Below are 14,028 nucleotides of genomic sequence, written 5' to 3'. Positions count from 1 at the left end.
CACGAAGCATTCCTCGGGCTGGCGGTCTGCGTGATCACCTACCGCCACGTTCAACGGCTTTGTTAGGGACAGTAAGCAGGATCGGGGACTGGCGCGGCGGCTTCCGCGTCGACGGCACCGCCACCACGTTCAGGTGACGACAAAGCGCCGCCAAGGACGATTCTGGCTTCGACGACTCTTGGTGAGGCCGTAACCCTGATGGCGGGTCTGCGGCCTCACCGAACACCGGCTTCTTTATCACATGCCCCAATCATGGTCTTCCTCGTCGTCCACTGGGGCAGCGGAGCGTGCCCCGGACGACGGAGTCATGCGAACAATGACTCTGCCGCTGTTTCCTGGAAGGGCTTCGACAGCGTGGTACAGCTTCTTGATGTGCTTCTGCGCGAGGAACGTCAGTACCCGTTGCTTGAGCTGCCCTGATCCTTTACCCGGAATGAATTGAACGACATCCTCGCCTGTATGCACCGCTTTGAGGATTGTCTGTCGCAGTGTCAGCTCAATATCACGATTGTTCCTGAAAATCGGATGCAGATCTACGGTGATCAATCTGTCTCCTCAACTGGCTCTAACAAAATCTGTTGATACGTGACTGTTGGCCCGCTGGATCTTTGGTGTGGTCGTGAGGAAGAGACAGTCACGGCCGTGGCTCGTCTCGGATGAATTGTGGTCGGGGATCGAGCCGTTGTCGCCGGAGCCAGGGCCGGGGCAGGGCGAGGGTCCGCCGAGGGCGCCGGACCGGGGGGCGTTGTACGGGATCCTATTTGTCCTGCATGCCGGCATCCAGTGGCAGTGCCTGCCGCAGAAGCTGGGCTTCGCTCCCGGCAAGAGCTGCTGGTGGGGTCTGGCGGCTTGGACCGAGGACAGGTGTCTGGGGCCAGTCGCACGCGGTACTGCTGAAGATGCTGCGGTCGAAGAACAAGCTGGACTGGTCAAGGACAGTGATCGACTCCTCCCACCTCCGGGCTGTACCCAGGGGCCGGAAACGGTCCCAGCCCGGTCGGCCGTACACGTCTAGGGAAGCAAGCACCATGTCTTCACCGTCGGCCAGAGCATCCCGCTCGCGGTGTCGCTGACCGGCGGCAAAACGCAACGACGTCACCGAACTCCTGCCCTTGCTCGACAAGCGCCCAGCCGCGGTCGGCAACGCCGTCCGGCGTTGCCGGCGAGCCGGCGCGCTGTTAGCGGACCGCGGCTGCGAACCGCGGCTACGACCACGACGAGTACCGCCGTCTCCTGCGCGGGCGAGGCGTTCGCCGTGCAGTCGCCGGACGGGGCCAGCCCCGCGGGAGCGGCGCCTGGGCTTCGATATCTCATAGGTCCACTCAGAGAATGCGCAGCCGGGTGATGCGCTGCGGAGTGCCGTCCACGATGCTCTTCTTCTGCCACTTGCCCATGCTGTAGGTGCGTCCGTTGGACACGAACCGGATCTTGTTGTTTCCCGAGCTGATCCGCGTCACGTTGGGGAAGTGCCTCTCTATGAGGCCGGCGTTGGCGAGACAAGTGGTGCTGGCGCCCCTGTTGTACGTGATCTTGACGATGTCGGTCCTCGGGCCGGCCTTCGTGCTGCACGGCGTGCCGTTGAGGGCCACCGCCGAGCTCATCGGCAGGGCGACCGCCGCAACTCCCGTGGCGACGGCTCCGACGATGATTCGCGTGAGTGAGCGCCTCATTGTTACCCCTAGTGAAGGATGCATTCTCGTTATGTGAGTGGAGGGTGACCTCGGTCCACATCACTCTGAACGAGCTCTCGGGTCGGCTGGTTCACTCAATCTCCGGTGATGCTGTTTTTTTCGTGACGGCCCGTCTGTCTGCGACTGCGCGGGCCGTCTCCAGCTAGGGGGCACGGGCGCCCAGTGCTTGCCGCGCGCGTTTTCGACGAGCGACGGCTGGGCCCTGTCGGCCAGAGCGGGAGCGGCTGGAGCGTTTTCAGCGTCGGTATCGATACCGACGAAGGCCGCGACCGGGGGGTGGGGGCAGACAACGTTCCGCAAGCTGCATGGACATCACCCCCAGCCCGCCAGTCAGGGCTGGTCAGGCTCCTGGCCGTCAGGCCCGCAGTCGGGTTCTCCCGGATGCCTGCTACCAGGGGTTGGGTGACCAGACCGGCGGATGGGGGCGGGAGTTGCCTGAGCAGGGGTTGGAACCCTCTCAGTCTCTCTTCGGTCCCTGTAGTAAAAGCGCAGCTCAGAGCATGTGTTAGCACTCAGTCAGGGACTGAAGGGACCGAACTCTCCAATTATGAGTCAGTCCTGCATGTCTACTCATGCGCGGGCGCATGAGTAGGGTCGTAGTACCTATACTTGTTTCACTCATAATTGGAGAGTCTGGTCCCTTCAGTCCCTTCGGGTTGGGCGAGACCTCGTCTGACCTGCGCTTTTGGAGTGAGGGACCGAAGGGGCTCCCGTCCCTGCCACAGGTTCAGGGCCCCTGTGGCGGGTCCCTTCCGGTCCCCCGGGCCGCCCCCGCTCCCTCTGGCCCGTCTCTCACGCCACGCCACGCCGGGCCGAGGCGTGAGAGAGTCTTAAGCCCAGAGTCCCTTCGGCACTCACAAAAAACCCAAAAGGGACGCCCCTTGTGATATTCCCAAGGGACCAAAGGGACTCAGGTACGAATAGTGCGACGCCCCAGGTGCACGGCGTCGCACGGCTCAGCCTCTACACTCATTCCCGAAACATAGTCCCTTCGGTCCCTGAGGCTACGTCAACAGCCCATCTGACCAGGTCTTTTACCTTTTCAGGGACCCATGCCGACGAGAAGGATCCACGTGCTGCGCTCCGGTGAGTTCTCCGGGTCTGAGACTCGGCCGACCACGCCGCATGCCGTAGCCCGCTGGTGTGCCGCGCAGGCCTGGCCCGTGCACCCTTTGGCCCCTGGCAGGAAGACCCCTCGGGCCAACTGCGCCAAGTGCAGGGAGAACCGTCACACGCCCGCACAGTGCCCGTGTCTGCCAGCCGGGCGTCCCTGTCACGGGTTCCACGCCGCGACCACCGATCCGGCGCTCATTGACGCCTGGTGGTCCGCCTCCCCTTCGTCGGGAATCGGTGTGGCCACCGGGCCCGCCAACCTCGTGGTGCTTGACATCGACGCACACTCCGCGGCGATCCCTGACCGCAGTAGGCTGCTGCCCGGCATCCCCATCCCCGAACCCGTCAACCTCACTGGACTGGCCTCAGGCTTCGACACCCTGGCCCTCTTGGCGGCCTATCGTGGCCGCCAAGACCCTGCCCACGACCACACAACCCTGCGTGTGCGCACACCCTCCGGGGGCCTGCACGTGTGGTACAGGAAGCGCGATGGTCGCCTGCCCCTGCGCTGCTCAACAGGGTCAAGCCCGAAGGTAGCCCTGGCCTGGCAGGTCGACGTCCGGGCCACGGGCGGGTACATTGTCGCGCCCACCACACGCACCGACAAGGGCATTTACCAACCGGTGGGGCCGGCCCGTCTGCCTGCACCCCTGCCTGAGTGGCTGCATGCCGAACTGGCGCGTACCGGGCATGAGATCACCCCGCCTCGTGCGGCCCGGCCCTCTGTACCGGCTCCATGCGCCCGCCGTGTGTCCGGAGCAGCCGGTGCGCGCCGCGTCCTGGACTCGCTCATCGCCGAGGTCGCAGCCTGTGGGGCCCTGTCGGAAGGAGCGGCCTTCACGGAGAAGCTGAACCGAGCGGCCTACACCGCCGGAGGCCTTGTTGCAGGCGGCCACTTCGACGAGGCCGACGTACGCCTGCTCCTGGAAGAGACCGCAGACCAGGCCCGCCCCCGGCAGCGCACCCGTAACGCCAGAATCATCAGCGACGCCCTGACTGCAGGGGCCGCTCGACCGCTCCATCTCCAAGGACGTTCATGAGCAGCGCCGACAACATGCCGCCGTTCGACGCCCAGGCTGCGGCCCAGCAGATGCTTGACCTGCGGGAAGCGCCGGCGCCCCCCGCGGGCGGGCTGTTGCCTGCCCAGAGCGGCGCCGCGAAGCCCCTGGCAACCCACCTTCCCAGCGGCCTGATGCCCAAGTCGCTGTCCGACCGGGGTAATGCGCGGCTGTTCGTCCAGATCTACCGAGAGCAATTCCGGCACGTCGAAGGGCTCGGTTGGTTTGCCTGGGACGGTTACCGGTGGAAGCGTGGTGGCGGGGAGAAAGCTGCGCTGTGGGCGGCGGGCGAGATGGCCGAGGATCTCGCTGACACTGATCCCAGCGGCCTGTACAGCGAGCGTGAGCTGCGCACCCACAAGCGCCGGACACTGTCCACGACGGGGATGAAAGCCTTGCTCACACAGGCCAAGGCCTCCCCGGATCTGTCCGTCGACCCTGACACTCTCGACGGCGACCCCTATGCCCTGTGCACTCCCGCCGGCATTGTTGATCTCCACACCGGAGCGCTCCGCAAGCCTGACCCATCTCGGGACTTCCACTCCCGGGCCACAAGTGTGGCGCCGCAACCCGTCGCTGCCCCCCGCTGGCAGCGTTTCCTGGTGGACACCTTCGGGGACGACGCAGAGGGCCGGGAGATGATCGACTTCCTGCACCTGCTGCTCGGCTACTCGATCACCGGCGACGTCGGAGCCCAGGTTCTGCCCTTCCTGCACGGTCAGGGCAAGAACGGTAAGTCCGTCCTCCTCGACACGATGATCCAGATCCTGGGCGACTACGCGGACGCCGCACCTCCCGGATTCCTGATGGACCGGGGGGCGTTCTCCGAACACTCCACGGAGCTGACCGAATTGCACGGGCGACGCCTGGTCGTGTGCAGCGAGCTGAAGCCGAACGACAAGTTCGACGAGGCCCGGGTACGTCTCTTGACGGGTGGAGACAAGATCAAGGCACGACGGATGCGGCAGGACTACTTCTCCTTCACCCCGACGCATCATCTGTGGCTGCTGGGCAACCACCGTCCTGAGGTGTCCACCGGAGGCTTCGCGTTCTGGCGGCGTATTCGCCTGCTGCCTTTCGAACGCGTCGTCTCCGACGCTCGCAAGATCGACAATCTGGCCTTCGAACTCGTCCGCGACGAGGGGCCCGGGATCCTGCACTGGCTCATCGAGGGGGCCCGCCGCTACCTTGCCACGCGTGATCCGCTCGAAGGCCCCGACCGGGTTCGTATCGCTACTACCGCCTACGCGACCACCGAGGACCACATCGGCCGGTTCCTGTCCGAGTGCTGCACCCGTGGGCCGGCTGCGGAGGGCGGTGACATGCGCGTCGAGCAGGGCCTTCTCTACACTCAGTACAGTGCCTGGTGCCATGCGGGGGAGGGGCTCCGGCCCGCCACGGCCAGGGCCTTCGCGACGCGGGTGCGTCAGGAACTGGGGCTGGCATCACCCAACGACATGATCAAGTCCAACGGTCGGAAGTACTACCCGAATCTTGCCCTGGTAACGAGTGAATGACGAGGTGCCCCGTGGACCGGCAGGGAGGTCTGCCTCAATGCGGCAAGTCGCCTTACGATGGATTGCGGGCCCGCCGCCCGCAGGTGCCCACCCTGTACGGGCTCGTCCCCTGTACAAGCCATGACAACCACACCGGCTGGCCCCGCTCGCGCCGGCTGACGAAGGAGGGGCTGCAGCCATGAGTTCGCTGTTGACCGAATGCGACCTCGCCCGCGAAGACGACGTGGTGTGGCTGGAAGACCCCGAAACGCTCGACTACGTCCGCCAGACCCTGGACAAGACCAGGCGGCGGAACACCAAGCCCCCCTATCTCCGCGACGGCCGTATGGTCGGATACGCCCGCTTGGACGACAGCGCCGAACCCGACCCCGATAGCGGCCTGTACCGGCGGCGCGTGTTCTTCCTGCTCCCGCATGATCGGGACAGTCTTCCCCACGGCCTCTATAAGGAGGGGGCTCCCGGCGAAGCGGTGGACCCGCTCACCATCGAGCCCAAGAAGCCCGGAACGAAGACCGAGCGCTCTCAGCGTGGACCGGCGATCACCGCCGGAACGTCTTGAGTCAGCTCGGAAGTCGACGTGCTCTTCCCCACGTGCTAGCCGTCGGCCGTGCGGTCGGGGCAGTCGATGGCCTGCAGCGGTGTCGGGTGAAGACAGCAGCCGTCTGTACACGGCGATCGGTGAGCGGCCTCAGCTCGCGGTCTGCCGACCGGCCGCCCCGCGAAACTCAACGCGACCACCCGCGCCGGAGCCGCTCGACGGAACAAGGACGGCGCGATCCCCGAGCAAGTCGCCGATGAACTCGGCGTCAGCCGCTCCACGCTCTACCGGGAACTGCGCAAACACCGCGAAGGCGCCACCGCCGAACCCGTCGGCCGATCTGGGCGGCGTCACAGCTGAAGGCCCGGCTTTCCTGCGGAGGATGAGGAGCGCAGGAAGCCGAGCCTCTGTTGCGTTCCGCGCCGGAACCGCTGTCTTCGTCGTGCTCGGGCCTGAGTGATTGCCCCGCAATCACTTCAGCGCTTGGTGAAGCCCAGAGCCTGTGTAACGAGGTAGTAGTCATCGGTCGCAGAGGAGGCGTTGCCGACGGTGAGCTTGGACGGGTTCTCCGTGACAGGGTCGTACAGGCGTAGAACCTTCTGCGCTGCGTAGGCTTCCGGGATTCGAGGGCTTCGCCGCACACTCGGGAGTACGAGCTCCTCGTAGGCGTCCCGGGCTTGCCGCTGGCTGTCGTCATAGACAGCGCCTTGGTTGCGAGTCGTGGGGCAATCCACGATGAGGATGTGGGACAGCTCAGCCTCTGCACCCATGACGGAGAAGGTGTCGCGGATGTCGTCGATCTTCGCCTCCATCCGTGTGAGGGCCCGCAGCTCTTTCCAGCCCGGCTTGACGCAGGCGACCACCTCGTCAGAAGCGACGACGGCGTTGACGACGATGAGACCGAGGTTGCCCGGGCAGTCGATCAGGATGAGGTCGTAGGTGTCCCGGATGCGGTCGATCTGCCTCTTGAGCCAGAATTCACGGCCTGTCTTGGGGGCGAGGAGCTGCTCTGCTTCCTCGAGTTCACTGGAACCCAAGACCACGTGCAGGTTCGGGATGGGCTTGGCGCTGTCGTCGTCGTAGGCGCCCGCCATGGCGGGAACCACAGCTTCCTCGATCTTCGCCGCACCGGTGAGGACGTCGTAGAGATTGGCCTGGTTCTGGACGTCATCGGGACTGTCGTAGCCCAGTGCTGCAGAGGCATCGCACTGGGCATCTGCGTCGATGACGAGAGTCGTGTAGCCGAGGTGGGCTGCACAGGCTCCGATGTTGACGCCTGAGGTCGTCTTTCCTGCGCCGCCGCTCTGGTTGGTGAGGGAGATGACTCGCGCGATCTTGTTGCCTGGCGTGGCGCGTGGGGTGGGTGAAGTCATGATGAGCCTCCACAGGTGATTGCGGCGCAATCAGTGTCGGTGGGCGTGTGGTGCGAGCATCGGCAGGGGGACGCCGATGAGAGAGCGGGGCGGCGTGCCCGCCGCGAGGTGTGGGCTGCCGTTCTCGGTGCCGGGATGATTGCGGCGCAATCACGGATGCCCGCACGAGCGCCGAGACCGACTCTCGGGTCAGACATGGCAGCTGCAACCTGGCCGGGAGGACGGCACAGGGTTCTTCATCGTGCGCACCAGTCACCCCGTTTCGCGCGGGCGCTGGGCGACTGGTCAAGAGTCCATCTCAGGCGGAAAGATGCCGCTTGAGTTCTTCGATCTCATCCTGGGACAGGAGTTCGCTGATGTTCCGAGCGAGGTCCTCTACGGTCCTGACGACGATGACGCCTCGCGGGTCCTCGGTCACCGTGCTGGTCGCGGTCATGGTCTCGGTGCGCGCATCGGTTCCTGTCGCAGAGCGTTCGTCGTCTGCGCGACCCCGAGGTGGTGCATCCTGGGGCGGGTCCGATCGCTCTCTGTCTTCGCCCGCGCATTCGGTTCGCTGCTCAGGGAGATGATCGAGGCTGGTGTTCGCAGCATCCGAGGACTCGGTGGTTGCGGCGCAATCAGCGTCTTCTGCAGGTTCGTCGCGGATCTGCTGCTCAGCCGGCGGCACCTTGCTGTCAGCCACAGCCTGCTCCGCAGAGATCTCGCCCCGCGCAAAGGCGTCCTGCAGGTCGGGACGAAGCCGTGCATAGACCGTTGCGGCCTCCCGGACAGGCAGCTTCAAGCGACCCGGGCCGTCCGATGTGTCCGCCCCCTCCTCAAGCAGTTGCTGCTCCTTGAGCCAGTGATCGATCACTGCTTGCTGAAGCGCCGGCACGAGGCGCAGCAGCGCCACCCGATGGGACACATAAGTCTGCGAACACCCGACGCGCTTGGCGAGCTCCCGCTGGGAGAGCTGCTTCCCTCTCTCGTCCTTCTCGTGGAGAGCCTCCTGGAACTCGGTGGCCTCTTCCATCGGGTTGAGACCCATCCGCTGGACATTCTCCTGGATGGCAGCGATGCGCAGGCTCGGCACATCACTGCGTACCAAGATGGGAACCTCGGTGAGCCCCGCCAACTTCGCTGCAGCCAGCCGACGATGTCCGTGATGCACGACGAAGAGGACGCCCTCAGCCACCCGAGCCTCCACGGCCGCCTTGTGCTGGGGGTAGATCGAGACGTAGACGTCAGGCGGCAGCACCGTCATGGCGGTGTTCATGCCGTCGGTGCGTAGTGTCTCGGCGAGCTCATCGATCTTGTGAAGCTTCTTTCGACCGTTCTCGGGGCTCGGCATCAGCCGGTCCGGGTGAACAGTCGGCAGCCCTTGCGGCACCAGGCGTGCTTGTTGGGTCGCAGCCCTGCGTGCTGCTCGCTCCGCGGCGAGATTCCGGCTGAGGCCGGGCTTCTTTGACATGACATCTCCGCATGAATCGTGCTGAAACGGACGCGGCGGTTGAGCCTAGCGGCACACAACTTGAGTCGTGTCTCGCGGCCCAGCGATTGCCCCGCAATCACCTGACCGCTCTGGAAGCAAGGGCCCGCCTGGTCTGACGAACGGAGCCCGCCCCTCCACAGGAAGCAGGCAGCGCACAACGACGCTGAGGGCCGAGCCGTGCAACGAGCGGGAGGCCGAAACCGGTGGCAGGCCTGGACCAGGCGTGTCGCCTTCTCTCGGCACCGGCGGTCAGCGGTGAAAGGCGTCACGGTTCGCGTCGACCATGAAGCTGCGGTGCCGTGGGAAGGCGCTGACTGCGGTGTGCGTCGCCCGTTTCGTCGAGGTGCCAGTCCGATTGTTCTTGCAGGAGCCGGCAGCAGTCATGCGCAGCAGGTCGGTGACGCGCTCCCACCATCGGTGGGTGAAGCCGGTGAGCAGGATGCGGGCCGGCGTTCCCGGGCGGTACAGGCAGATGCCACCTCGCTCGCGGCGATATCAGAGCCTCGCTACGCCTGCCACGCGGTCGTGGGGGCACTGCTGTCGTCCGCGACCGGGCGGGGAAGCAGCGGGCGTTCCCGGAGCCGGAGCTGTCCTCGGACGACCAGCCGGCCCCGATCGGGGCGGCCCGTACCAGTGAGGCCACTCATGCCATGGCCCTGCGCCGGTCCCGGGCCGAACGCGCCGCCTGTCAGGCCGTCCTGCAGTCCGCCGTCCCGCAGTCCGCCGTGCTGCGGACCACCGAGTGATCGGCAGAGCGTCCGCGAGGGCCGTGGTGCGGCGTTCCTCGCCGCGGCTGTCGACACCGAAGGGGGAGGGAGATTGAGCACAGCACCTCGATCACCGTGGGCAGTGACTCCAGCTCGTCGATCAGCTGATCGTCCACGGTCTTCGCCGACACAGCCGCTGCCGACTCGCCGACCTCGTCCTCGGCCACGTTCTCACTGGTCAATTCGATGCATCCTCCATTCCATGACCGGGAGGATGCATCGAACGTCTTACAGTCCCCCCTCGGCCTGCAACAGCCTCGGCCCACGGTACGAGAACGGTCCACCGAACTGCGTCAGCGGACCGTCACGAAAGATCGAGGCCGGGCCAGCGCTCGCGTCCGCGCCTGTTCTGCGGCCTTCGGAATCCAGCCGTGATGGGCGGGGCCATGGCCGGGCAGCAGGATGTCGCCGTCGAGCGTCCTGAGAATGTCGAGCGAGGCCACCGCGCGGGCCCGTTCATGGTGGAACATATCCGGCAGGAGCTGGGGGTCGAGGAGGCGGGAGGTGGGGTGGCCGGTCACCAGGGCGTCCCCGGAGACAAGCACTCCGACGTCCGGCAAGTGGTAGACACAGTGGCCTTCGGTGTGGCCGGGCGTGTGGATCGGCACCGGCCTGCCGGGCAGGTCGAGCGCGCCGGCGGTGGGGAAGGGCTGAGGCTCGGCCACCGGGTGCTGGGCAGTGCCACCGGAGCGCAGGGTGTGCGCGGCCCACGGCAGTACGCCCGGCCGCCATCCATTGAGCAGCACCCTGCCCACAGACACCTGGTGCAGGAAGTCCCGTCGGGCGTGCGGCACTTCGGCCTCATGCGTGAAGACGGGAGTGCCGTAGGTCGTGCGCAGGTACTCGGCCGAGCCCAGGTGGTCGTTGTGGGCGTGGGTCAGCAGTACGGCCGCCACCCGCTCCGGAGAACTACCCACCGCGGTCAGCGACTCCAGCAGAAAGGCGCGGTCGCCAGGGTATCCGGTGTCGATCAGGGTGGCCTCGCCGCTGTCGGTCAGGATGATCCAGTTGGTGTTGCTGCCGTGCACCAGGTAGGTGCCGGGGGCGACTTGACGGATGTCCGCGCGCATGAGTCCTCGTTGTCGTCGGTTCTTCGTGTCGGGGAGGCGGGCTCCCTGGGCCACAGGTCGGCGGACTGTAGACAGCCCAGGGCGACGGCCTGCGCGATCACAGACACTCACAGACACCTCGTACCTGGTGACCAGCAAGAGTGACCCTCCTGCTCAGCAAGGAAGGGGCTGCTGCCGGTCCCTGCCGCTGAATGAGCGTCTCGTCCATCAGCACAGCACCTCCTTCCGTACCGCTACTCGTTTCTACGTCCGCCCGCGCGGTCAGGTTCGGCCGGCTGCGGAATGGCCAGCACTTCATCAGGACGGTCGTGTGGTTACTGATGCTTTCAGGGCGGGGCCGGTGTACTCAGGGACAGCCTGGTCGCGGTGAGGCAGGCGTCGACGAGACGGACGGTGGCGAGCCAGTCGTGCTCGGCCTCGTACCGCTTCAGCCCGGCGGCCAGGCGGGTGTTGAGGTTGTCCCGGAACACGGCTTCGATCTCGGACCCTGGACGCGGGTTGTGCGGTTGGTGCCAGCGTGATCGATGTTGATGCGGACGCTGTCTCATAAGCGATCGGACTGCGGTGTCCGAGGAGGGAGCAGCCCATATCGGGGCGGAGGCGAAGGCGAGGTACCAGGGCAGCGGCCAGAGGGCGCGCCACGACAGTGCCTGTGGTGTAACGAGTAGGTCGACGGCGGCGGCGGTGGTGGTCATGCCGACGGCGAGGTTCCAGCACAGCAGAGCCCCTCCCACCGAACGGCGGGGGTTCGCTGGTGCGAGGCGGGGTAGCGGGCGGCGGGTGGAACCGGAGCGGGGGAGGTCGGCCGCGGCCAAGGGACCACGCGTGCGGAACGGGGACCGGTGTGCATCGGGCTCGTCCGCCTCACCTCATAGGACACGGTCCAGGAAAGTCCCTTGTAGGACTCGGCCTGAGACCGTGCCCTACAAGGGCAGTCGACAGCTCAGCCTGCTGAACACCTTGCGGCGGTCCGCCTACTGCTCTTGAGGCGGACGTTCCCCGTGTGAAAGGGACAGGAGTTGTGCCCTCACACGTTCTCTTCGCAAGTTGTTATTGCTTTGCAGAGTCTTGAGTCGGCGATCCGTTCGCCGACATCAGCGCATCTTCGCAGCGAGGATGCCGAGCAGGTCCACTCAGAGAATGCGCAGCCGGGTGATGCGCTGCGGAGTGCCGTCCACGATGCTCTTCTTCTGCCACTTGCCCATGCTGTAGGTGCGTCCGTTGGACACGAACCGGATCTTGTTGTTTCCCGAGCTGATCCGCGTCACGTTGGGGAAGTGCCTCTCTATGAGGCCGGCGTTGGCGAGACAAGTGGTGCTGGCGCCCCTGTTGTACGTGATCTTGACGATGTCGGTCCTCGGGCCGGCCTTCGTGCTGCACGGCGTGCCGTTGAGGGCCACCGCCGAGCTCATCGGCAGGGCGACCGCCGCAACTCCCGTGGCGACGGCTCCGACGATGATTCGCGTGAGTGAGCGTCTCATTCTTACTCCTGGTGAAGTGTGCGTTCTGCTGTGTGAGTGGAGGGCAACCTCGACTCGCATCACTGTCAACGAGCCCTCCAACCAGCTGGTTCACTCCATCTCCGCAAATCTTGATTCATCTTGACGGTCGTTCGTCTGGGACCGTGAGGGCCGCACCCAGGTGGATGGGACGGGCGAGCACGCGGGGCCCGACAGGGGCACAGTCATGCCGGGCCGGCGGCCCCACCGCAGGACCGCGAAAAAGGGACAACGGGGGCACCCGGCCCGACCAGCGCAGGAAGTGATCGACCCCTCGCACGTGCGGGCTGCCCGACGGGGCCCAAAGCGGGCCGAGCCCGGTCGACCGCGCACGGACGGGCAGCAAGCACCGCCTCATCGTCGACGGACAGGGCATCCCGCTCGCGGTGTCGCTGACCGGCGGAAACCGCGGGCGGCGTCACCCCACTCGAGCCACTGCTCGACAAGATCCCCGCCGTCGCGGGCCAGGCCGGCAGACCCCGCAGACGCCCCGACGCACTGCTGGCCGACCGCGGCTACGCCGAGGACCTGGGTGACGGGGGTGCGCGTCCGCGTCGGCCCCAGGTGCGGGCGCGGTGCGGCGTTATGGAGAGGTTCTGCCAGGAGCCCCGTGAAGCAGTGACAAAGCGTCATGCGAGTAGGCTCCTGGGGGAGCGGGTTGTCAGTGCACAGTGTCGGTATCGCTGGCGGGGACGGCCAAGCCGGTGTCGTAGGCAAAAATGACGGCCTGCACGCGGTCGCGCAAGTGACACTTCTCCAAGATGTGTGCGATGTGCGTTTTGACCGTGCTTCTGCTGACGTTCAGTTCTCGGCCGATCTCCTCGTTGGACAGCCCTCTGCTCAGCGCGCGCAATACGTCGACTTCGCGAGCCGTGAGGTGATCCAGCCTTGTGGGTACGAGAGCGGCGTTCGGCCGGGAGAGGCGGGCGAAGCGGTCCAGCAGCCGACGTGTGACGCGCGGAGACAGGATGGCATCGCCTGCGGCCACCGAGCGTACGGCCTCCATCAAAGAATCCGCCGGACCGTCCTTGACCAGGAAGCCGCTGGCTCCGGCCCTCAGGGCATCCAGGATGTGGCGGTCCAGGTCGAAGGTGGTCAGCATGATGACTCGGGACGTCGAGCCCGACTCCACGATGCGTCGAGTAGCCTCGACGCCGTCCATGCCGGGCATTCGGACATCCATCAGGACAACGTCCGGGTGGAGCGCCAGGGTCTGCGCAACTGCGATGGCGCCGTCGGGCGCCTCACCGACGATGGTGATGCCCGGCTCCGACTCCAGGATGAGCCGGAAACCGGTACGGATCATTTGCTGGTCGTCGACCAGCAGGACACGGACGGATTTCATGCGGCAGGCTTCCTTGGTGCTGTGCGGCTGCCCGGGGAGAAGCGGGGCTGGTGGCTTGCCTTCTCAGGGCGGAGCACCAGGTGTGTGTGGTGGGGGGCGGCTCTAGAGCGTGCGCGTCCATCATCCATGAGCGGCAGGGTCGCCATAGCATCGGGGAGCCAGGAACGCCTCCGTGCCTGCGCCACGTTCCTGGAGCTCCGCCGCCTCGGCGGGGGAGCCGTCGCCACGCTGCCGCTGTCGCCACGCTTGAGTGAGCAGCGAGCTTGCCGTAGCACAGGTGTCGGCTACGGGGCGGCCCGGTCCAGGAACGGCCTTCGAAGTGGTCCAGGGCCGAGGCCGTGCTCGAGTTCGCGGTAGTCGTGTTCGATGCGCCAGCGGATCTTGGCCAGGCGGACCACTTCGGCCGGCGGGGTGTCGTCGGCGGGAAGGCTGGACAGCCAGTAGTCGGTGGGTGTTTCGGCGTCTTCGGGCCATTCGGCCGGCACCGTCACGGGCCTGCCGGCGCGGCTGTACTGCCTCGGTGACGCTCACGCACCCAGGCCGTCGTCATTTTCCTTGACAGATCCGTGCTCGGGAACACCGGGCG

At 66.2% G+C, this 14,028-nt stretch carries 13 protein-coding genes and 2 pseudogenes; 6 read left to right on the top strand and 9 right to left on the bottom strand.

Annotation, left to right across the window (positions count from 1 at the left end; translation table 11 throughout):
• Positions 1-237: 237 nt before the first annotated feature.
• Positions 238-546 (bottom strand): Smr/MutS family protein, encoded by a 309-nt coding sequence (locus tag ACP4J0_RS33515; RefSeq protein WP_426602469.1) that lies wholly within the window; start codon positions 544-546, stop codon positions 238-240.
• 67 nt (positions 547-613) lie between these two features.
• Here ACP4J0_RS33515 and ACP4J0_RS33510 point away from each other — a divergent pair, with 67 nt between their 5' ends.
• Positions 614-1,015: a transposase gene (locus ACP4J0_RS33510; protein WP_426602472.1), complete on the top strand. Its 402-nt coding sequence runs from the start codon at positions 614-616 to the stop codon at positions 1,013-1,015.
• Positions 1,016-1,322: 307 nt separating this feature from the next.
• On the opposite strand, the gene ACP4J0_RS33505 is transcribed toward ACP4J0_RS33510, so the two are convergent.
• A complete protein-coding gene (locus tag ACP4J0_RS33505) occupies positions 1,323-1,670 on the bottom strand; it encodes a beta/gamma crystallin domain-containing protein (RefSeq protein ID WP_426602462.1) in 348 nt (115 codons plus the stop codon).
• A gap of 1,094 nt (positions 1,671-2,764) precedes the next feature.
• Here ACP4J0_RS33505 and ACP4J0_RS33500 point away from each other — a divergent pair.
• The 4 genes from ACP4J0_RS33500 (at position 2,765) to ACP4J0_RS33485 (ending at position 6,277) form a co-directional block, all read left to right on the top strand.
• Positions 2,765-3,844: a bifunctional DNA primase/polymerase gene (locus tag ACP4J0_RS33500; protein WP_426602468.1), complete on the top strand. Its 1,080-nt coding sequence runs from the start codon at positions 2,765-2,767 to the stop codon at positions 3,842-3,844.
• The gene (locus ACP4J0_RS33495; RefSeq protein WP_426602467.1) at positions 3,841-5,379 is read left to right on the top strand and encodes a DNA primase family protein; all 1,539 of its coding nucleotides are present in this window, start codon (positions 3,841-3,843) and stop codon (positions 5,377-5,379) included. The genes ACP4J0_RS33500 and ACP4J0_RS33495 overlap by 4 nt, the downstream gene beginning before the upstream one ends.
• Positions 5,380-5,557: 178 nt before the next feature.
• Entirely contained in the window at positions 5,558-5,938 is a 381-nt protein-coding gene (locus ACP4J0_RS33490) for a DUF6009 family protein (protein ID WP_426602466.1), read from the top strand.
• Between the two features lie 141 nt (positions 5,939-6,079).
• Positions 6,080-6,277, top strand: a complete 198-nt coding sequence (locus tag ACP4J0_RS33485; RefSeq protein WP_426602471.1) for a helix-turn-helix domain-containing protein — start codon at positions 6,080-6,082, stop codon at positions 6,275-6,277.
• Positions 6,278-6,393: 116 nt separating this feature from the next.
• Here ACP4J0_RS33485 and ACP4J0_RS33480 read toward each other — a convergent pair whose 3' ends face one another.
• The 5 genes from ACP4J0_RS33480 to ACP4J0_RS33460 all read right to left on the bottom strand — a co-directional run bounded on the left by ACP4J0_RS33480 (position 6,394) and on the right by ACP4J0_RS33460 (position 12,079).
• Entirely contained in the window at positions 6,394-7,290 is an 897-nt protein-coding gene (locus ACP4J0_RS33480; RefSeq protein WP_426602465.1) for a ParA family protein, read from the bottom strand.
• 298 nt (positions 7,291-7,588) lie between these two features.
• Positions 7,589-8,740 (bottom strand): ParB/RepB/Spo0J family partition protein, encoded by a 1,152-nt coding sequence (locus ACP4J0_RS33475; RefSeq protein WP_426602464.1) that lies wholly within the window; start codon positions 8,738-8,740, stop codon positions 7,589-7,591.
• A gap of 1,081 nt (positions 8,741-9,821) precedes the next feature.
• Positions 9,822-10,598 carry an MBL fold metallo-hydrolase gene (locus ACP4J0_RS33470; protein ID WP_426602463.1) on the bottom strand — a complete coding sequence of 259 codons (777 nt, stop codon included), beginning with the start codon at positions 10,596-10,598 and terminating at the stop codon, positions 9,822-9,824.
• Positions 10,599-10,924: 326 nt separating this feature from the next.
• Positions 10,925-11,068: a hypothetical protein gene (locus ACP4J0_RS33465; RefSeq protein WP_426602473.1), complete on the bottom strand. Its 144-nt coding sequence runs from the start codon at positions 11,066-11,068 to the stop codon at positions 10,925-10,927.
• A 663-nt stretch (positions 11,069-11,731) separates the two neighbouring features.
• The gene (locus ACP4J0_RS33460) at positions 11,732-12,079 is read right to left on the bottom strand and encodes a beta/gamma crystallin domain-containing protein (protein ID WP_426602462.1); all 348 of its coding nucleotides are present in this window, start codon (positions 12,077-12,079) and stop codon (positions 11,732-11,734) included.
• Between the two features lie 283 nt (positions 12,080-12,362).
• On the opposite strand from ACP4J0_RS33460, the pseudogene ACP4J0_RS33455 reads away from it, so the two are divergent.
• Positions 12,363-12,628: pseudogene (locus ACP4J0_RS33455) on the top strand (transposase); the annotation flags it as partial.
• 130 nt (positions 12,629-12,758) lie between these two features.
• Here ACP4J0_RS33455 and ACP4J0_RS33450 read toward each other — a convergent pair.
• Positions 12,759-13,442, bottom strand: a complete 684-nt coding sequence (locus tag ACP4J0_RS33450; protein ID WP_426602461.1) for a response regulator — start codon at positions 13,440-13,442, stop codon at positions 12,759-12,761.
• 295 nt (positions 13,443-13,737) lie between these two features.
• A pseudogene (locus ACP4J0_RS33445) lies at positions 13,738-13,933 on the bottom strand (transposase); the annotation flags it as partial.
• Positions 13,934-14,028: the final 95 nt, after the last annotated feature.

This window comes from Streptomyces sp. WG7, assembly GCF_049975785.1.
GTDB lineage: Bacteria > Actinomycetota > Actinomycetes > Streptomycetales > Streptomycetaceae > Streptomyces.
The sequence above is the reverse complement of the archived record's forward strand: the minus strand, read 5'-3'. Positions and strand labels throughout refer to the sequence as shown.

Bases quoted from the DNA above. Each gene is read 5' to 3' on its own strand.
- ACP4J0_RS33460 (WP_426602462.1), bottom strand. From the start codon at position 12,079: ATGAGACGCTCACTCACGCGAATCATCGTCGGAGCCGTCGCCACGGGA.
- ACP4J0_RS33490 (WP_426602466.1), top strand. From the start codon at position 5,558: ATGAGTTCGCTGTTGACCGAATGCGACCTCGCCCGCGAAGACGACGTG.
- ACP4J0_RS33505 (WP_426602462.1), bottom strand. From the start codon at position 1,670: ATGAGGCGCTCACTCACGCGAATCATCGTCGGAGCCGTCGCCACGGGA.
- ACP4J0_RS33495 (WP_426602467.1), top strand. From the start codon at position 3,841: ATGAGCAGCGCCGACAACATGCCGCCGTTCGACGCCCAGGCTGCGGCC.
- ACP4J0_RS33475 (WP_426602464.1), bottom strand. From the start codon at position 8,740: ATGTCAAAGAAGCCCGGCCTCAGCCGGAATCTCGCCGCGGAGCGAGCA.
- ACP4J0_RS33480 (WP_426602465.1), bottom strand. From the start codon at position 7,290: ATGACTTCACCCACCCCACGCGCCACGCCAGGCAACAAGATCGCGCGA.
- ACP4J0_RS33470 (WP_426602463.1), bottom strand. From the start codon at position 10,598: ATGCGCGCGGACATCCGTCAAGTCGCCCCCGGCACCTACCTGGTGCAC.
- ACP4J0_RS33450 (WP_426602461.1), bottom strand. From the start codon at position 13,442: ATGAAATCCGTCCGTGTCCTGCTGGTCGACGACCAGCAAATGATCCGT.